18 protein-coding genes are annotated in these 17616 nt (G+C 45.6%); 6 read left to right on the top strand and 12 right to left on the bottom strand.

The window, feature by feature from the left end; translation table 11 throughout:
* Nucleotides 1–7 precede the first annotated feature (7 nt).
* The 5 genes from RDK53_RS00955 to RDK53_RS00935 form a co-directional block, all read right to left on the bottom strand.
* On the bottom strand, nt 8–829 hold the full coding sequence (locus RDK53_RS00955) for a PstS family phosphate ABC transporter substrate-binding protein (protein WP_308512863.1): 822 nt from the start codon (nt 827–829) through the stop codon (nt 8–10).
* 280 nt (nt 830–1109) lie between these two features.
* Nucleotides 1110–2249, bottom strand: a complete 1140-nt coding sequence (locus RDK53_RS00950; RefSeq protein ID WP_308512861.1) for a BMP family ABC transporter substrate-binding protein — start codon at nt 2247–2249, stop codon at nt 1110–1112.
* A gap of 66 nt (nt 2250–2315) precedes the next feature.
* Entirely contained in the window at nt 2316–3233 is a 918-nt protein-coding gene (locus tag RDK53_RS00945; protein WP_308512860.1) for an ABC transporter permease, read from the bottom strand.
* On the bottom strand, nt 3230–4321 hold the full coding sequence (locus tag RDK53_RS00940; protein ID WP_308512859.1) for an ABC transporter permease: 1092 nt from the start codon (nt 4319–4321) through the stop codon (nt 3230–3232). The genes RDK53_RS00945 and RDK53_RS00940 overlap by 4 nt, the downstream gene beginning before the upstream one ends.
* On the bottom strand, nt 4318–5835 hold the full coding sequence (locus RDK53_RS00935; RefSeq protein WP_308512858.1) for an ABC transporter ATP-binding protein: 1518 nt from the start codon (nt 5833–5835) through the stop codon (nt 4318–4320). The genes RDK53_RS00940 and RDK53_RS00935 overlap by 4 nt, the downstream gene beginning before the upstream one ends.
* A gap of 451 nt (nt 5836–6286) precedes the next feature.
* Here RDK53_RS00935 and pstB point away from each other — a divergent pair, with 451 nt between their 5' ends.
* Nucleotides 6287–7063 (top strand): phosphate ABC transporter ATP-binding protein PstB, encoded by a 777-nt coding sequence (pstB, locus tag RDK53_RS00930; protein ID WP_308512857.1) that lies wholly within the window; start codon nt 6287–6289, stop codon nt 7061–7063.
* Nucleotides 7064–7068: 5 nt separating this feature from the next.
* Here pstB and RDK53_RS00925 read toward each other — a convergent pair whose 3' ends face one another.
* The 7 genes from RDK53_RS00925 to RDK53_RS00895 all read right to left on the bottom strand — a co-directional run bounded on the left by RDK53_RS00925 (nt 7069) and on the right by RDK53_RS00895 (nt 12859).
* Nucleotides 7069–7623: a TIGR00730 family Rossman fold protein gene (locus RDK53_RS00925; RefSeq protein WP_308512856.1), complete on the bottom strand. Its 555-nt coding sequence runs from the start codon at nt 7621–7623 to the stop codon at nt 7069–7071.
* A gap of 63 nt (nt 7624–7686) precedes the next feature.
* Complete coding sequence (gene secB, locus RDK53_RS00920; protein ID WP_066594326.1) at nt 7687–8226, bottom strand: protein-export chaperone SecB; 540 nt, start codon at nt 8224–8226, stop codon at nt 7687–7689.
* Between the two features lie 39 nt (nt 8227–8265).
* Nucleotides 8266–8703: a rhodanese-like domain-containing protein gene (locus tag RDK53_RS00915; RefSeq protein ID WP_066594325.1), complete on the bottom strand. Its 438-nt coding sequence runs from the start codon at nt 8701–8703 to the stop codon at nt 8266–8268.
* A gap of 460 nt (nt 8704–9163) precedes the next feature.
* On the bottom strand, nt 9164–9979 hold the full coding sequence (locus RDK53_RS00910) for a carboxymuconolactone decarboxylase family protein (RefSeq protein ID WP_308512855.1): 816 nt from the start codon (nt 9977–9979) through the stop codon (nt 9164–9166).
* 9 nt (nt 9980–9988) lie between these two features.
* Nucleotides 9989–11005 (bottom strand): DUF362 domain-containing protein, encoded by a 1017-nt coding sequence (locus tag RDK53_RS00905; protein WP_308512854.1) that lies wholly within the window; start codon nt 11003–11005, stop codon nt 9989–9991.
* Nucleotides 11006–11050: 45 nt separating this feature from the next.
* Nucleotides 11051–12079, bottom strand: coding sequence for an alpha/beta hydrolase (locus tag RDK53_RS00900; RefSeq protein ID WP_308512853.1), 1029 nt, complete (start codon nt 12077–12079; stop codon nt 11051–11053).
* Between the two features lie 9 nt (nt 12080–12088).
* Nucleotides 12089–12859 carry a carboxymuconolactone decarboxylase family protein gene (locus tag RDK53_RS00895; protein ID WP_308512852.1) on the bottom strand — a complete coding sequence of 257 codons (771 nt, stop codon included), beginning with the start codon at nt 12857–12859 and terminating at the stop codon, nt 12089–12091.
* 144 nt (nt 12860–13003) lie between these two features.
* On the opposite strand from RDK53_RS00895, the gene RDK53_RS00890 reads away from it, so the two are divergent.
* The 5 genes from RDK53_RS00890 to RDK53_RS00870 form a co-directional block, all read left to right on the top strand.
* On the top strand, nt 13004–13408 hold the full coding sequence (locus tag RDK53_RS00890; protein ID WP_308512851.1) for a LysR family transcriptional regulator: 405 nt from the start codon (nt 13004–13006) through the stop codon (nt 13406–13408).
* A 38-nt stretch (nt 13409–13446) separates the two neighbouring features.
* Nucleotides 13447–13899, top strand: a complete 453-nt coding sequence (locus RDK53_RS00885) for a LysR substrate-binding domain-containing protein (protein ID WP_308512850.1) — start codon at nt 13447–13449, stop codon at nt 13897–13899.
* A gap of 142 nt (nt 13900–14041) precedes the next feature.
* Nucleotides 14042–15511 carry a heme anaerobic degradation radical SAM methyltransferase ChuW/HutW gene (hutW, locus tag RDK53_RS00880; RefSeq protein WP_308512849.1) on the top strand — a complete coding sequence of 490 codons (1470 nt, stop codon included), beginning with the start codon at nt 14042–14044 and terminating at the stop codon, nt 15509–15511.
* A gap of 160 nt (nt 15512–15671) precedes the next feature.
* Nucleotides 15672–16421, top strand: coding sequence for a 2,3-diphosphoglycerate-dependent phosphoglycerate mutase (gpmA, locus tag RDK53_RS00875; protein ID WP_308512848.1), 750 nt, complete (start codon nt 15672–15674; stop codon nt 16419–16421).
* A 70-nt stretch (nt 16422–16491) separates the two neighbouring features.
* Nucleotides 16492–17616 (top strand): hypothetical protein (locus tag RDK53_RS00870; protein ID WP_308512847.1); only part of this gene is annotated, 1125 nt, incomplete at its 3' end.

Raw genomic sequence — 17616 nt, 5'->3', positions numbered from 1 at the left:
GGTGTTCCTATTTCAGAGGAATGAATCCGGTTTCTTGAATCAATTTTTGGCCCTTAGGAGCAAGGGTGTAGGCAATAACTTTTTCTACAGCACCTTTCGGAGCACCGTTGGTGTAAAGATAGAGTTCACGGGAAAGAGGCCATTTTCCGTCTGCGGCTGCTTCAGATGTGGCTTTAATGCCATTTACGTCGACAGCTTTAATACTTGGAGTAATGTACCCAAAACCGATGTAGCCGATGGCATTAGGATTCTTTGAGACGGTTTGAACGACTGTACCGTTGGAGGACTGAAGCAAAGCTCTCGGAGAGATTCTTTGTTTCTTCATGACCAATTCTTCCCAAGTTTCGTAGGTGCCGGAGGAAGTATCTCTCGAGACCAACACGATTGGAGCGTTTGCGCCGCCGATTTCTTTCCAATTCTTGATTTCGCCTTTATAAATTTTTCTCAGGTCATCTAAAGAAATATTGGGAACCTTATTGTTTGGGTGAACGATTGGAACGATGGCGTCGATGGCTACGGTTGTTTGATAGGGCTGAACCTTATTTTTTTCTGCAATCTTGCTTTCTTCCGGTTTAATCTTTCTAGAACTCATAGCCACTTGAGTTAAACCGTCAGACAAACCTTTGATGCCGCTGCCGGAACCGCCTCCGGATAATTCGATAGCAACGTTCGGATCTTCACGCATATAAGATTCTGAAATTTTCTGCATAATCGGCAGAACCGTTGTGGATCCGGAAACTGTCACGGTCTCAGCCGCAATTGCTCCGGAGAGAATAGAGGCAGAGAACAGGGAAGTTAATAAGGCTGTCTTTAATAATTTTGTTTTCATCATTTTTCCTATTTTTTGATTCATTTTTATATGAGTGGTTTGAAGTGCTCTTCAAAATCTGAGCGCATTCTAGAAAGGAAAAATGACGAAAACTTGACGCAATTATGAAAGTTTGATGACAGAATATTTAATAAAATCAAATAATTGCGTGTAATAAAAATGTCACCAAAAAGTCATCAAAATGTCATAAAAAAACCGGAAAATCACTCCTTTTTTCTCTCAAGGTCCGAGAGCAAGGACTGATATTTCCGGTTTGCAGAACTAAACGTCTGGGGACGGATTAATTAGGCACTTTGCCTACAACGCCGTCGACGTAGTAATTCATAGTTACGAGCTTGTCATCTGGGAGAGTTTCTCCGGCTTTAACAGCTTCTTTTCCTTCGTTGGTCTTGATTGGACCTGTAAACGGATGGAATTCACCGCTGTTGATCTTAGCCTTGACTTCTTCCATCTTCTTGACGACGTCAGCAGGCACTTTGTCGGAAATGTTCTCGAGAGAGATAGCGCCTTCCTTCAGGTGCATCCAAACAGGTTTGTTTTCCCATTTGTTTTCGAGAGCCTGGTTAATCTTCTTAGCGTAGTATGGACCCCAGTTCAATACCAGAGCGGCGATCTGAGCATTCGGAGCAACGGACTTCATATCGCTGTTGTAAGGAATGACCATCTTGCCTGCGGCTTCAGCTGCGGAAGCAACGGCACTGGTGTTGGTGTGCTGGGTAAGGACGTCAGCTCCCTGACCGATAAGAGTCTTAGCGGAGTCTGTATCCTTAGGTGGATCGTACCAAGCGTTAGTCCAAACGACTTTAACCTGAATCTTCGGATTGACGGACTTAGCACCGAGAGTAAAGGCATTGATGCCTTGAAGAACTTCAGGAATTGGGAACGGAGCGACGTAACCGATAACATTGCTCTTAGTGGCTCCGCCTGCAAGCATACCGGCAAGATAGCGGCCTTCATAGAAGCGGATGTTGTAGTTAGTCATGTTAGGAGCGGACTTGTATCCGGTGGCGTGTTCAAACTTGACGTCCGGATATTCTTTAGCCAGCTTCTGCATATAGTTCATGTAGCCGAAGCTTGTTCCGAAAATAAGCTTGTTGCCGTCATTGATCATCTGACGGATAACGCGTTCAGCGTCAGCTGTTTCAGGAACATTTTCCACAAAGGTTGTAGTAATTTTGTCTTTGCCAACCTTGTCAATAGCGTACAAACGGCCGATATCATGCTGCTTTGTGTAGCCTACGTCAGCAATCGGAGCAACATAGACAAAGCCAACCTTCAATGGCTCATTGGCTGCTGTTTTTGTTTCTGCAGCTGCTTTCGGCTCCTCAGCCTTTTTAGCGGTGCTTCCTTTGTCGTCACAAGCTGTGAGGGCAAAAATGGAAGCAAGGGCGGCAGCAGCCGCAACGAGTTTCAAAGACATTCTCACTCTTTTGTCTCCTAAAGTGAAATTAATGAGAGTAAAAAAACAATCCTAAAAATCATTCAGTTAGTGTGGAATAAACGGTTTGCCAAGCGAAGCGGGCATGTTCATTCGAATCCAAGTCGGATTCCTGGAGAGAAGAGCCAACACAATAATTGTTGCGGCGTATGGTGCCATAGAAATGAATTGCGGTGGAATGGAGATCCCAATACTTTGTAAATTCATTTGAATCATGGTCATGCCGCCGAAAAGATAGGCGCCTAAAAAGACTCTAAGCGGACGCCATGTACCGAACGTAACCAGAGCTAATGCAATCCAACCTCTTCCTGCAACCATACCTTCTACCCACAATGGCGTGTAGATAAGCGACAGATAAGCACCCGACAAGCCAATGCAGGCGCCGCTGAAAGCTAAAGCTGCACAACGGATAAGCGGTACGTTATAACCGAGAGCATTCGCAGAGGCTGGTGACTCTCCAACTGCCCTTATAACAAGTCCTGGTCTGGTCTTAAACAGGAAGTACCAAATGGCCGGAATCATCAGCAAGGAAAGATAGACAATCCAATTCTGAGAAAAGAACGCTTGACCGAAGAAAGGAATCTGGTCCAAGAGCCAAATGCCGTCAGCAGCTCTTTCAGGAAGAACTTCTCCTTGGTAAGCAACACCGATATAGGCTGATAAACCACCCCCGAATATTGCGACGCCTAAGCCCGAGGCTTGTTGATTGGCTCTTAAGCCAACCGCAAAAATTGCAAAGAACAAAGCAAAAGCGATACCGATAATGATGGCGAAAATGAATCCGGCGGCAAAACTTCCGGTTTCTACCGTGGCCATATAAGCGCAGACAGCTGACATCAGCATAATGCCTTCGACCCCAAGGTTTAATACGCCCGAACGTTCAGCAACTAAAATTCCTAAAGCGGCCAGAAGCAGAGGCGTACTGGCATTCATGGTTGTTGCGATTAAAGAAGCAGCTACGCTCATGGTGCAACCTCCTTTTTATGGCTGAAGCCGAGCCATTTAAATTTAAAGAACACAAAAGAATCACAAGCCATGATGCAGAAAAGAAGCAAACCTTGGAATACGCCGGTTAAGGCTGCAGGAGTTCCAAGTCTTGATTGGGCAAGCTCTCCGCCTAGGTAGAAGAGGGCCATAATGAAAGCAGCAGGAACCGTATTAAGCGGTTTCAAACGTGCTACGAACGCAACGATAATGGCGGCAAAGCCATATCCCGGGGAGATTTTAGGAGTTAACTGTCCGATAGGTCCGGTAATTTCTATAACGCCTGCCAGGCCCGCTAAGGCCCCGGAAAGCAGCAGAACAAAGTAAATCATTGCACGGTTAGAGAAGCCCGCGTACGCAGCGGCTTTCGGGGCCATGCCTGAGACTCGAACCTGGAAACCGATGAACATCTTGGACATGATGAGCCAAATGCCGAACAAGGCTAAGCAGACAAGGGCCACACCCCAATGCAGTCTGGTGCCCGGAATCATGATTGGAAGGGAGGCGGCTGTTTCAAACATCGGACTCTGGGGAAAACCAAGTCCTTGCGGATCTCTGAGAGGGGACTGTACGGCCCATGATAAGAAGAGTTCTGCAATGTAAACAAGCATCAAAGAAACCAGAATTTCATTTGCATTGCACTTGTCTTTGAGCCACGCAACGATTGCCCCGTATAGAGCACCTCCGGCCATTGCGGCGAGCAGGACCCAAATCATGTAAAGCTGACTTTGGTCAGGTCCGGCTTGAAGGGCCACGACACCGCCGGCCAATGCCCCCACGATAAGCTGACCTTCTGCGCCGATATTCCAAACGTTTGCTCGATAGCAGACCAGTAGACCCAAAGCGCAAAGAATAAGAGGCGTCATCTTGACGCCCAGTTCTCCCCATCCTCTAAGAGTCTGAAGAGGTTCAATACAGACTACATACATGGAATAGAAGGGATCTTTTCCCATGAATGCGAAAATCAATCCTCCGATGATCAGTGTTAAAAACACAGCCATGAAAGGAGATAGAGCCGCCAAGAATTTATTGGGATTCGGGCGGTTAAACAGTGCTATCGGAAAATTCATACTGAAGCCTCCTTAGGAGCCTCGGATTTCTGCGGCCAGAGGCCTGACATCCAGCGACCAATTTCTTCAATGGAGACGTCTGATATTTTTACTTGAGGAGAAATCTTGCCTTCACTCATTACAACAATTTCATCGCAGATTTCGAAAAGTTCATCTAATTCTTCACTGACAACCAACACTGCACTTCCACCCGTTCTTTGACGAATGAGGGCGTTGCGGATTAAGGCTGCAGCGCCCGCATCCACACCCCAGGTAGGCTGATTAAGAACCAGAATCTTAGGATTGTGCAGAAGTTCTCGGCCGACGATGAATTTCTGCAGGTTGCCACCGGAGAGACTTGCGGCCGGGGCATGACTGCCGCCGGACTTCACCTTGAATTTTTCAATCACGGTTTCCGTAAAGCGGTGAATCATTTTATTTCTCATGAATCCCTTAGCCAAGAATAAATTGCTGGTGAGCAAAGTATTCGATTCAAGAGACATTTCAGGGACGGTGGCTTGGCCGAGACGTTCTTCAGGGACGTATCTCAGCCCCATTGCACGTCTATGTTTCACCCTTAAATCCCCCACAGGAGCTCCGCAGATTGAAATTGCATCCTTAGGAAGGAGTGCTTCTCCGGAAATCGCTTTCATCAAGTCAGACTGGCCGTTGCCGGAAATTCCAGCAATACCGACGATTTTCCCGCATGGAACATGGATTTGACCGGACAGCGGGAAATGGCTCTTGTAGGAAACTTTTTCTCCCCGGAGATTTAAATCGAGGCCTAAAGCCTGTTTGACTTCAGGTTTAGGCAGGATTTCCGGAAGATCATTGCCAATCATGAGTTTGGCCAAATCATCCTCAGAAATCTCTTGAGGATTTACGTTAGCAACTACTTGGCCGCCTCTGATGACGCAGCAGTTCTTCGACAATGCTCGAATTTCGTTGAGCTTGTGCGTAATGAAAATAATTGAAACGCCCTCGGAGGATAACTGGCGCAAAGTTTTGAAAAGGGCCTTTAACGCTAAGGGAGATAAAACGGAAGTCGGCTCATCGAGAATAAGCAGCTGAGGATTTGTGAGCAAGGCACGAAGAATTTCAACTCGCTGTCTTTCTCCCATCGAAAGATCGTTGATGACGGCATTCGGGTCGACCTCGAGACCGTAGTGTTTACTCTTTTCTTTAATTTCCTTTTCTAGCTTTGCCAGGTTGGTGCCTTCCGGAAGTCCTAAAAGAATATTTTCTTTAACGGTAAGAGTATCGAAGAGCACGAAGTGCTGAAAGACCATGGCGATGCCAAGCTTTCTGGCGTCAGCCGGACTGGAAATGTTGACTCGCTTACCGTTGAAAAAAAATTGGCCTTGATCGGGGACCACAGAGCCAAAGATAATTTTCATGAGCGTACTTTTACCCGCTCCATTTTCGCCAAGTACAGACAAAATCTCACCCGGCATTACTTCAAGCGAAATATCTCGGTTAGCAATGGTGCTTCCGTATCGCTTGGTGATGTTCTGAAGTCTTAGACGTGGGGTCATCTCAGGTTCTCTTAAGAGGAAAGAGAATTTTAACACAGCACTAACCCTAACCTTCGGACCAAAAGGCTTTACGCAAAATCTAGGTACATTCTTTTCGTCATTTAGGAGGCTGAAGGCACACAAATACAAAGAATAGATTGTTTATGGTTCGAGAGGGCAGAAAAATTTTGTTACAAGTCTAGATGAGAGAGATTCTCAGACAAATTACACACCTTGGTTTTTTTTGTCTCAGGTTGGTCTCCTCTCTTTTTCTCGCTTCTCCTTCATCTGTAACGGACTACCTGTTCAAGCCCGACACAGTTTTTTGTTGCAAACCAACATAACTTACAAAAATATTTATTGGAACCCCATTAGTGTCATGGAGCCGTAATCTTTCTGAAATTAAACCGTCATAAAGCAAAAATAGAATCACGGCAACTTGTTGAACAGATCGCCTTGTCGCGAAATCTTTATGAATTCAAAAGAAACTCAGAAAAAAACAAAATTATCGGCAGAGAACGTAAATTTCTACTATGGAGAAAAACAGGTAATTAAAGACGTCTCTCTCTCATTTAAGGAAAATGAAATTACCGCTTTAATTGGTCCCTCGGGCTGCGGAAAAAGTACTTTCCTTCGTTCTCTGAATCGTATGAACGATTTAATTGAGTCGTCCAGGATAGACGGCCTCATTACTCTCGAAGGAGAGGACATCAATTCTAAAGAATGTGATGTAGTTGAACTCCGCCGGCGTGTCGGCATGGTTTTTCAGAAACCAACTCCATTTGCTAAAAGCATCTTCGAAAACGTGGTCTACGGCGTAAGACTTAACGGTGTCAAAGATAAAGAAGAGCTGATGAATATTGCCGAGGAGAGTCTTAAAAAGGCAGCTTTATGGAATGAAGTCAAAGATCGTCTCCATCAATCAGCTTTGTCTCTTTCCGGGGGCCAGCAGCAAAGGCTATGTATTGCAAGAGCCTTAGCGGTTTCTCCGGAGGTCTTATTAATGGATGAGCCTGCAAGTGCGTTGGACCCGATCGCTACGGAAAAATTGGAAGAAGGTATTAAAGAGCTGAAGAACGATGTTTGTATTGTGATCGTTACACACAATATGCAGCAGGCTGAAAGAATCTCGGATAAAACAGCCTTCTTTTATATGGGGGAATTGATTGAATGGGGAGACACGAAGAAGATCTTCCACTCCCCCGATTGCATGAAAACAGCGCAATATGTCAGCGGTTCTTTTGGCTGATGTAGTTACCGCGGAAGCTGCGTAGTCTGCAGAATGTCGAGTAGCTCGGCAGGATCTGTAGAACGCGGCCAAAGGACGCTAGCTCTTTTAGAAATAAAGCCTTTATTTTGGGCATTTTCCAGGAAACGGAAGAGGTCGTCATAGTAGCCTTTAAAGTCCAAGAATCCTAACGGCTTTTTGAAGATTCCTAACCAATTGCTTGTAAGAACTTCGAATGTTTCTTCCATGGTTCCGATACCGCCGGGTAAGACCACAAAATAGTCGGCCATCTTTCCCATCAGACGTTTTCTTTCAGCCATGGTCGGCGTGATAATGAGCTTAGAGAGGTTGGCTTCGGGACGCTCGACGTTATAAAGAATTTCAGGAATAACTCCGGTGACATGTGCGCCGGCACTGAGAGCCGCTTGAGAAACGATTCCCATCAAGCCGGTTCCGCCTCCTCCGAAGACCATATCCATTCCATGTGAACCAATGGCGTTGCCGAGAGATTCCGCTAATTCCTTGAAAGCAGGATCTTCACCGAGGTGAGAACCGCAGAATACACATACTGTTTTACGCATTTTGCTAAAAACAAAAATCCTCACCCAACAGAAGATGTGAGTGAGGAAAATTTACAAATAAGATTACTGGGCTGTGCCGGTGCCGTTGACTGTGTTGGCTTCAGCAGCTTGAGCAGCCTGAGCCTGCATAGCTTCTTGTTGTACACGCTGAGCGAACATGGCTTGGAAGTCGATTTCGCCCATGTAAACCGGAGGCATGCCTGCACGTGTCAAAAGATCGGACACATTGGAACGCAAGTACGGGTAGATGGCTGCCGGGCAAGTAATGCCAAGAATCATCGGGAGATGTTCTTGAGGGATGTTGTGAATGAAGAAGATACCGGCTTGTTTGCACTCAACCAAGAAAACAGTCTGTTCCTGACCATTTGCTTTTGACTTTGCTGTGACAGTTCCGCGGACGACAACTTCAAAAAGATCTTCAGCGTCAGCAAGCTTAGTCTGTTCAACGTCAACTTGAATGCTGATTTCAGGAGCGTCCTGAAGAAGGAAAATCTGAGGAGCGTGCGGCATCTCGAGAGAAGCATCTTTCAAGTAGATGCGCTGGATGGCGAACTGAGGTCCGTTTTCTTCCTGTGCTGGAGCTGTGTTTTGGTTTTCAGCCATTTAATAGTCCTTTATTAAAAATGAGATTGAAGAAACAGATTAATGTTTCCTTTTTGCCTTTTCTTTTCTATTGATCGCAAGGTTGGTGAGCGGAAGCTTGGCAGCCTGCCATGCAACAATACCGCCTTCGAGTGTGTAGACTTCTGCGAATCCCTTACCCTTCATGTCTTTTAATGCTTGAGCTGTACGGCGTCCGTTTTGGCAGACAAGAATAACAGGTCTGTTTTTATCCAAAGTACCGAGTTTTGCCATCAGATCTTCGGTTGGAATGTTGACAGAGCCGGCCAAGCTGCCGGTTGCAAATTCTTTTGGAGTTCTGATGTCAACTAATTGAGCATTCTTGTCGTTGACTTTGATAACAACTTCTGCAGGGCTCAGACCAGAATTTTTTCCTTTGGACAAGGATGGAAATGCCAAAAGAATACCTGAGCCGACAAAGCACAGAATGAGGAGAATATTTTCAGTAAGAAATTCCATTTTGGAAGCTTTTCGTAAGTCTAAGATTTATCGTTTTATTTGATAGGCTTCTGGCCTATCAAATAATGCCAGTTACTTTAAACTTCATATTATGGAAGAAATTGACCTCCTATTACAACTATAAATTTGAAAGGAGACTTAATTCTTACGGCTGACTAATAGAGTTGCAAAAATAATCAAATAAAGAAAAAAGTTGAAAACACTTTTCAACAGAAAGATCCAAAAGCCGTTACAGGAGAACAGAAAGCAATTCTCATCGATAAAGAAATATTGGGATGGCGCGGACTATTTGAGCTACTCTCGCCGGCGTTTGGCTGATTGTTTTGGCACCTGGGAACGCATTTGACAAAAACTCCAGGTAATCGGCTGAGCCAATGCCAACGAGCGCCAATACCGTAATGCGTTGAGCATAATGAAGCGCTCCTTAGAGGAAAATGAATTGTCCAAAGTCATTACTTCGTCATTTCAGTTTGTCGTACTCCTCGTCTGTTACCGGTTCGAGCCATTCATTTGAAGTATTTTCTCCAGGAAGCTCGAAGGCCAGATGAGCGAACCAACTGTCGGCCGCCGCTCCGTGCCAGTGCTTTACGTTAGCCGGAATGTGGATGACCTTACCAGGCAGAATCTCCACCGCTGGTTTGTCTTCCTCTTGATACCAGCCGCGGCCACCGACGCCGATAAGCATCTGGCCTCCGTCTTTTGTCGCTTTGTGGATATGCCAGTTGTTGCGGCAGCGAGGCTCGAAAGTGACATTTGCTATGGGAACCTGCTCGGTCGATATAAGAGCGAGGTAGCTGTTGCCAATGAAATACTGCGCATAGGCTGTATTCGGTTCGCCTATCGGAAAAATCATCTCACGTTGGAAAGCGGCTTTGGCATCTCCATCAGGCGCCTCTTCCGTCCATACGCCTTTGGCGAGGTTAAACGCCGCCCAAGCCTTCGGCCAACCGGCATAGAAACCGATATGAGTAATGATTTCGGCAATCTCAGAGCGCGAAATTCCGTTTTTCTTTGCCGACTGGAGATGGTATATGAGCGAATTATCAGTTATACCTTGACTAATAAGCGATGTAATCGTGACCAAACTGCGGTCACGCAGATCAAGCTTATCGGTGCGGCTCCATACTTCGCCAAAGAGGACATTGTCGTTGAGTTCCGCAAATTTAGGTGCGAAGTCGCCGAGTTGGGAGCGCCCTGCTGTCTGTACTATTTTTTCCTGTGCCATAGTGTTGAAAGTTAATATGCTAAATATTGTTACCAAAAGAATTTTTTTCATAATCGTTCATTACTTATTGGTGCGGACGACTTGAAGACGATAATGAGTTGTACCAACGCCAATTTTTTCAGCCATCTCAAGAGACTCGACAAAATGCTCTTGTTCCCACTGTATTCTGGTTTGTTCGTTAGGTGCAAAGCCATAGACAATGTCCACTGCGGCTTGATCACAGGCAATCGGATCGGTGCTGAGAAGAATACCGATATTGCCGATATTCTTTGCTCCGTCGCACGAGTCGCGTCTTTGAGGCTCAAGCGAATCAATGATGTTGAAGAAAATCCACCGGCCTGGTTTGAAATCGAGTGCAGCTTTGACGGCATCCGCCATAGATTCACTGGTGACCTTTTCTCCGGCAGATGAGAAATAGTCAGTTATTTGGCCTCCGCTGTGGATCTGAGCAGCTCCTTTGGGTGTGCCCAGGCAGATGGAAAGATTTTTCATTGAGCCGCCATAGCGAGGAAGATTATGTCCTTTGAAACGAACGACCGAGATTAGAGAGTCATAGTCAGCGAGCTTAGCTCCTGTGATAAATGTCTTGAGGTGATAACCTCCTTTTACCGGAAGTGCAATCTCGCCTTCCGAGTCTAATATGTCGATTGGACCGGCCTTGTCAAAGCCGTTTGCTCTTGCGGTTGCCAAATGAGCTTGTGTATTGCTGCGGGCGCCGTCAAAGTAGTTGCTGTCGATCATGGTGCCTTTAACATTTTCAATGAGAGGCTTGATTAACATCGGATCGATTTTTACTGCGCTGTCTCGGACGTTGGAGAACGTCATTTTGATTCCGACTTTGCCGGAGACCTTGTACTGACTAGCTTCTAGAAGCTTGAGCATGGCTTCAGAAGAAACAATAGGACTGTAGAAGACGATCGGCGCGTTTTTATCTTCGGTCAGATGAGGAAGCCTGATGTTCGCAATCGGCGTGCCGGCTAAGAAGTTTTCTTGAGCATGAAGGACAGAGGCCAAATGACTGCCAATGTTGAGAAGACTCAGCATGCCAAGGCTATTTAAAAGTTTCCTGCGTTTCATTTTCTTTCTCTGAAAGTAAGTCGTTTTTAGCCCAGAGAGCTTCTTCTAAGGTTTCGTTGTCCAAACCTTGTCTAAAAAGTTAGCCATAAATTCGTAGTGCTCTTTCGTTTCCGGCGCTTTGGGGACTAAATAGTATTGAGCGTGTGAAAGCCCCTCATAGACAATCAAGTCTGCAGGTACTTTGTTCTTCAGTAAGTTGCGATGCATTCTGATGGTGTTGCTTAAAAATAAGTCACGAGTTCCGGAAATCAGCAAGGTTGGAGGAAACGCTTTTAACGTGTCATTGGAAGCGTTAACCGGTGAGAGCAACGGAGACTGGTAGTCATGACCATTGGCGTAGGCTTTGGCCGCGGCATCAATCATGCCGTCGTATGTGCCGAGAATATTGTCAACCTTGTCGTTGACGAAGTAGCTGTCGCCTTTCTTGCCAAGCTCAGACCATGGTGTACCAGCGATAATTGCAGCAGGCATAGGCAGTTTATTTTGATGTGCCTGGATAGGCAGAATAAGAGCCATTCCGCCGCCGGTCGAAGTTCCAAAAACCGCGATGTCTTGTGGACTGTATTGAGCAAGAAGAGCTTTATAGACTGTTAGGGCGTCATCAATAGCAGCTGGGAAGGGGTGTTGAGGTGCCATGCGGTAGTCGACACAAACAAGCTTATAGCCTTCCAGGCCTGCCATTAAAAGAGCCTCTCCAAGTCCGGAACGTCCGTGTCCCAGAACGTAGCCGCCTCCGTGAAAATAGAGAATGACTTTATTCTCAGCCTCCTTCTTAATGTGCTTCGGCTGAAGAATAAAGACAGGGATACCATTCATCTTTTCTTCAAAGATTTGTACTTCAAGTGATTTAGCCAGTTTGAGGTTACTGACTGTGGCCGAAGCAACATAGCCTTTTTGTATGTTTTCCCAATCTTCTATCGTTTGTGGGGTCTGAAGCCAAAAATTAGACAGCGGAGCGCTGACTGCGGCTGTCATTTCCGGACTTAAATCGGAATGAATTGGAAGAGCGGAGGAAGATGCAATCGATCCTTGGAGGCCGAGGATGATAGAGAGAAGGATGAGTGATTTTTTCATGAGAAACTCCTAAAGTCCGTTAACAACGGCAAGAGCGTTTAATGTTCTTGGAAAGCCGTTGAGAGGGAGAGCGATCTGTAACGCGTCAACGAGATTCTGCTTTGTGTATCCTTCTTTCAGATTTGCCGCCCCATGAGCCTTTAATTGAGGCTCACAAGCACCTAACGCGGCAATGCAGGAGAAAACAGCTAATTCTCTTTCTTTAATATTCAGGCCGCTTCGAGTATAAAAATCTCCGAAGCAGTAACCGGATAAGTCATCAATCATCAGCGGCTTCATATTGTCGGGTGTATTTTTGTGCATTTGAGTAATGGTATCGCCAAAAATTGCCGTCTGGACTTCAATGCCTTTTTCGAGTCGGTTGTTGTCAGTGACTGTGGTCTGGGACGGCAGAGGAAGTTCAATGTGATGCTCTTTAAATGCGGCGTTGACGCCTCGCATTGTTTGTTCCACTCGTCCGATTCCAACATAAGGAGCTGTTTGGTACACGGCTTCTCTGATAACCAGTGGTTTTACTCCGGCTCTAAGGGCATCGGAAGCAATTTTGCGGGCTTGAGTTTCAAGAGCCTGAGCAGCACATACAGCAAGCAGAGAGATGAATTTCTCTTCAACAGTGAGCGTACTTCCGCGCGAGTCCAAAGAGAGTAGGCGATTTTTAATTTTAAGGAGGTCTTCGTCGGAAGAAATTGAAGCTTCAGGAAGCGGTGCCGACGAGGCCAAGGATCCTGTTGTACCGACAACTGATGCAAGTAATAGATGACGTCTGAAAAATTTTGGCATATTGAACTCCTTGTTTCCTGCCTAAAAATTGTCGCTATGGATGTAGGTCTAACCGTATGATTAGTTTAAGAAATAGAGTCAATTATTTCCAATGAGAATTTATAATAGAAATAATGCATAAAATTCATAAATGACCTAAAGGCTATGGATCTCAAAGTTCTAAAAGCATTTTTGACTGTTTGTAAGACCGGCAACATAACAAAAGCAGCTGAAGAAATTTATTTGTCTCAGCCGGCACTCTCCCGGCAAATTCAAGATTTGGAAGAGGAGCTCGGCTGTAAACTTTTGAATCGTCATACTCGAAGTCTGTCACTTACGGAAAGCGGCTATTTGTTCCAGTTAAGAGCCCAAGAAATCCTTGAACTGAGTGCACAGGCCAAACGCGAACTTTCCCAGCAGGGCGAACTTGGCGGCACTGTTGTGCTTGGTGTAGTTGAAAGCTCCGTGATGGATTACCTTTCGAAAAAAATAAAGAAGTTCCGCGAAAAATATCCTCGAATCAGATTTCATATTCATTCTGCGACTGGTGATGAGCTAAGAAAAAAATAGATGCCGATAAACTGGATCTTGCCGTCCTAATAGAGCCGGTGGAAGTCGCTAAATATAAAAGTGTTCCGTTAAAGATAAAGGAGCGGTGGGGCCTGGTAGTGAAGGAAGACTCTGTTGAAGAGGAACGACTCGCTTTTTCCAAAAAAGAAGCGGCATCTCTGGAATTAATTCTGCCGTCAAGAGACATTGTTATCGAGGAGATTTGTGAATGGCTTGGAGTTTCGGAGAAAGATCTGAAGATTGTTGCCTTACATAATCTTCTACCTAACGCAACAGCCATGGTTCAAAACGGTCTAGGTGTATCGCTATGTATCGAAGGCAGTTTTACCAATCGGAGCTGTCCGGGATTGCGCTTTGTGCGGATTGAGCCGGAAATGATCTCGGACCATGTTCTGATTCGGAAAAAGAATAAGTCTCTGTCCAAGATAGCCGAGCAGTTTTGGGAATTTTTGGAAGAAGAAATTAGGAAAGACCATGAGGACGAGGCCTGATGACGGATACTGACTTCTAGGCTCTGAGGATACCCGGAACTGGAAGATGAGAAAAATGAAGAGAGAAAAACATTATTGCGAATAATTCTCGATATCATCTTATTCCAGAATGAACGACTGAAAAATAACCAAGGAGAACATCATGGCGTCATTTGAGATGGGAGTGCAACTTCTTAAAAACATGCTTATTAAGAAGAAGAGCTACTCAGCTTTCTTTGCAGATGAAAGCGATGCCTTACACGAAGCTTTTCCAGCAAAAGCAACGGTTCATGCAGGTCCGTTCGGGATTCCGATGTTATGGAACTCGGCACGAAACTTTCTGGAGAAGAAGTCGTTTGAACCTAGAAAAACAGAAGGAATTGCTTATGTTCATGTTCCTTTTTGCGAAAGCCGCTGTCTTTTCTGCATGTTCTACCAGAATCCTTACTCGAAAGAAGCGTCAAATGCATACACGGACACTCTCATAAAGGAATTTGAACTCTGGAACGGCCGAGCTGCACAAAATTCCGCACCTATCAAGGCTCTGTATTTCGGAGGCGGAACACCGACAGCTCTCGAGGCTTCCGATATCAGGAAGATCCTTGGCGCAGTGCGTAAAAACTTACCTCTTGCAAAAGATTGCGAGATTACCTTTGAAGGCCGTCTACATGGTTTTTCCGATGAAAAACTTGAGGCTTGCTTGGAAGGAGGTGTAAATCGTCTATCTATCGGCGTCCAGACATTTAATCCGGAGATCCGTCGTGAAATGCAGCGGCTGGATTCTCCCGAATTCATTATTCATCGTTTAGAAGAACTCGGTGAACACGACAATCTTGCAGTAGTTATCGATCTTCTCTTCGGCTTTCCCGGACAAAAGGGAAAGGTGTGGACCGAGGATTTGAGAATTGCCGCTGAGCTTCCGATTGACGGGGTTGATTGTTATCAGCTGAACGTTTTTGAAAAATCTCCTTTGAATACCCGCATTAAATCCGGATTATGCGAGCCTGCAGCTACTTTGGCAGAAGCTGCTGATATGTATGCAGAAAGCGTTGAGAAGTTTTCTTCCCATCCGGATTGGCATCGTTTGACCAACACGCATTGGGCTAAAACGCCGCTGGAACGTAATCTTTATAACCGCTTGGCAAAAGGTCCTTCCGACTGTCTGCCGTTTGGCTGCGGCGCGGGCGGTAAATTATTCGGATATAGCTGGATGCAGGAACGCAAACTAGCAAAGTGGAGCGAGATGGTTGAAAAAGGACTCAAGCCGGTCTTTGTCATGATGAAGCCTCAAGAGCATTGGACGTTAATGCGGACATTGGCCAGTAGCGTGGAATCAGGACCTTTCAACTTGCGTGAGATTGGCGACAATTTCAACGTTGACATCGAAAAGCCCTTGAAGCCGGTGATGGATCAATGGATTAAAGCCGGTCTGTTAGAGAAGTCAGGAGACCTCTATAGCCCGACGGTTGCCGGTCAATTTTGGTACGTTACTATGGCACAGCTGGCGACCGAAGCGCTGACTATGGTCATTTCCAAGGACGATTCTTTTAAAGCCGATCCGATTACGCAGAGCGTATATTCTCCAAATCAAGCCGAGGCGTGGCTCAAGACAATTAATAAGCGAGAAGAATAGAGAAGAATTTTTCTAAATTTGCGTGGTTCTCAATAGCCTAGTTCTTGGGAAGGAGCATAACTTCTATTTTTGAGAAGATAGAGATGGCCGTAAATACTAGGCTTGAGTTAAAGCGCTGGTAAAATGGAAATTCATTTTTCAATTTCCTTCGGAAAACTATATGTACAAAATCGTTTTGATGAGACACGGCGAGAGCCAGTGGAATCTCGAAAACCGTTTCACAGGCTGGGTAGACGTTGATTTGACCGAAAAAGGCCGTAAAGAAGCCGCATTGGCCGGACAGCTGTTAAAGGAACAGGGATTTGTCTTTGATCTCTGCTACACCTCAGTGCTCAAGAGAGCTATCAGAACACTTTGCATTGCTTTAGACGAGCTCGACCAACTCTATCTTCCTGTTATCAAAGATTGGAGATTGAACGAAAGACACTACGGTGCTCTTCAAGGACTTAACAAGAAAGAAACGGCTGAAAAGTTCGGCAACGAACAAGTCATGATTTGGCGCCGTTCTTACGACGTTCCGCCTCCGGCATTGTCCAAGGAAAGCCCGATGTGGCCGGCTAACCAGTCTCGTTATCGCTTAGAAGATCCGGAACTGATGCCTTTGACGGAATGCCTCAAAGATACAGTGAAGAGAGTAGTTCCTTACTGGGAAAATGAAATCGTTCCGAAGATCCGCGAAGGCAAGCAAATCTTAATTACAGCTCACGGCAACTCCCTGCGTGCTTTGATTAAGCATTTGGACAACATCAGCGATGCAGACATCGTTGGTTTGAACATCCCGACGGGAACTCCTCTTGTCTATGAATTAGATGAGAACATGAAACCAATCAAGAGTTACTACCTCGGCGACCAAGAAGCCATTAAAAACGCAATGGCTGCAGTGGCTGCACAAGGTAAGGCAGGAAAGTAAACTGAAAACTCAGGTTGTTTTGAGAACGGCTGCTGTCTTATTGCTGACAGCAGCATTCTCGTTTAGTACGATGACAACAGGTTTCGCGGCTCCGAGTCCGGAACCCGCGTCATCTTCTAGTCAAAAGAAAGCCAAAACGGTTAAAAAGGCCGTCCAAAAGAAGCCGGCCGCTAAAAAGAAAACGACGGTTAAAAAAACAACCGCAAAAAAACAAACCGCGACGAAACGTTCTTCTCAGCAAAAAACAACTAAAAAGAGAACCTCTTCTACCTCAAAGAATGTTTCAGTTAGTCAAGTTTCTCAACAAAGAAGTAATACGCAGCAAAAAATCGAGAAGCTGCAGGCCTCAATGGCTGAGGCTCAGACCAACAGAACAAATATCCAGGCTGAACTGCAGAAATCAGAAAAAGAAATCGGAAAAGTACGGCAAAACCTCCAAAATCTGCAGAAAGAGCGCCGTGTTGTTGAAAGAGATCTTCGCAACCAGCTTCGCCAAAAGCAAAAGATCGAAGACGCAATGGCTCAGGAAAGAAAAATCTTGAGCGAAATCGACAAACAACGCTTGGAACAGATCAGTCTTCAAGACGCTCCGGACTGGCTTGGGAAAAGCGATCCGCATCAGAAAGCTAGGGCTGAGGCTTTGCTCGAACTTTTAAGGGAGCGTTCTGAGACTTCCTATAGGAAACTGGAAGAGCAGCAAAAACAACTCGAAAAAGTTGTGTATGCATCTCGAGTTTCCGGAGAAAAGCTACGAAATAATGTCAGCAGCGAACGCCAGCAGCAACAAAAACTGGTAAGTGAAAGAAGAGAACGCCAAAGGACGGTTGTTCGGTTGGAAAAAGATTTGGCGATGAAGGCAACAACGCTCAAGAAACTTGAGCAAGACGAAAAACGTCTCGCCAGCTTAGTGACGAAGCTGCAGAATCAAAAGAAAACGGCTTATCGTCCTCCTGTCGCAAAGAAAGGCACGACAGAAAAAGCGGTTGCGGCTAGCGCACCAAAGGCACAGAGCGGACTTGTGCTCGTCTCTTCCGGTATTCCTGTTCTTGGAAAAGTCGCCGCATCTTACGGCCAAAAACGTGCCGCAGATAAGAACATGGGCAATTGGAAAGGCGTAGTATTCAGCGTCAATGAAGAGCACCCGGTTAAAGCAGTCCGTGCCGGAAAAGTGGTCTTTGCCGATTATCTAAAAGGT

This window comes from uncultured Turicimonas sp. (assembly GCF_902477955.1).
In the GTDB taxonomy this organism is placed as follows: domain Bacteria; phylum Pseudomonadota; class Gammaproteobacteria; order Burkholderiales; family Burkholderiaceae_F; genus Turicimonas.
Note: the sequence above shows the minus strand (reverse complement) of the source record. Positions and strands in the feature narration are given on the sequence as shown.

What these genes read in the sequence shown, in the direction of transcription:
- RDK53_RS00935 (WP_308512858.1), bottom strand. Translation starts at nt 5,835, where the DNA reads ATGACCCCACGTCTAAGACTTCAGAACATCACCAAGCGATACGGAAGC.
- RDK53_RS00950 (WP_308512861.1), bottom strand. Translation starts at nt 2,249, where the DNA reads ATGTCTTTGAAACTCGTTGCGGCTGCTGCCGCCCTTGCTTCCATTTTT.
- pstB (WP_308512857.1), top strand. Translation starts at nt 6,287, where the DNA reads ATGAATTCAAAAGAAACTCAGAAAAAAACAAAATTATCGGCAGAGAAC.
- hutW (WP_308512849.1), top strand. Translation starts at nt 14,042, where the DNA reads ATGGCGTCATTTGAGATGGGAGTGCAACTTCTTAAAAACATGCTTATT.
- RDK53_RS00955 (WP_308512863.1), bottom strand. Translation starts at nt 829, where the DNA reads ATGAAAACAAAATTATTAAAGACAGCCTTATTAACTTCCCTGTTCTCT.
- RDK53_RS00910 (WP_308512855.1), bottom strand. Translation starts at nt 9,979, where the DNA reads ATGAAAAAAATTCTTTTGGTAACAATATTTAGCATATTAACTTTCAAC.
- RDK53_RS00940 (WP_308512859.1), bottom strand. Translation starts at nt 4,321, where the DNA reads ATGAATTTTCCGATAGCACTGTTTAACCGCCCGAATCCCAATAAATTC.
- RDK53_RS00890 (WP_308512851.1), top strand. Translation starts at nt 13,004, where the DNA reads ATGGATCTCAAAGTTCTAAAAGCATTTTTGACTGTTTGTAAGACCGGC.
- RDK53_RS00915 (WP_066594325.1), bottom strand. Translation starts at nt 8,703, where the DNA reads ATGGAATTTCTTACTGAAAATATTCTCCTCATTCTGTGCTTTGTCGGC.
- RDK53_RS00895 (WP_308512852.1), bottom strand. Translation starts at nt 12,859, where the DNA reads ATGCCAAAATTTTTCAGACGTCATCTATTACTTGCATCAGTTGTCGGT.
- RDK53_RS00925 (WP_308512856.1), bottom strand. Translation starts at nt 7,623, where the DNA reads ATGCGTAAAACAGTATGTGTATTCTGCGGTTCTCACCTCGGTGAAGAT.
- gpmA (WP_308512848.1), top strand. Translation starts at nt 15,672, where the DNA reads ATGTACAAAATCGTTTTGATGAGACACGGCGAGAGCCAGTGGAATCTC.
- RDK53_RS00945 (WP_308512860.1), bottom strand. Translation starts at nt 3,233, where the DNA reads ATGAGCGTAGCTGCTTCTTTAATCGCAACAACCATGAATGCCAGTACG.
- RDK53_RS00900 (WP_308512853.1), bottom strand. Translation starts at nt 12,079, where the DNA reads ATGAAAAAATCACTCATCCTTCTCTCTATCATCCTCGGCCTCCAAGGA.
- RDK53_RS00905 (WP_308512854.1), bottom strand. Translation starts at nt 11,005, where the DNA reads ATGAAACGCAGGAAACTTTTAAATAGCCTTGGCATGCTGAGTCTTCTC.
- secB (WP_066594326.1), bottom strand. Translation starts at nt 8,226, where the DNA reads ATGGCTGAAAACCAAAACACAGCTCCAGCACAGGAAGAAAACGGACCT.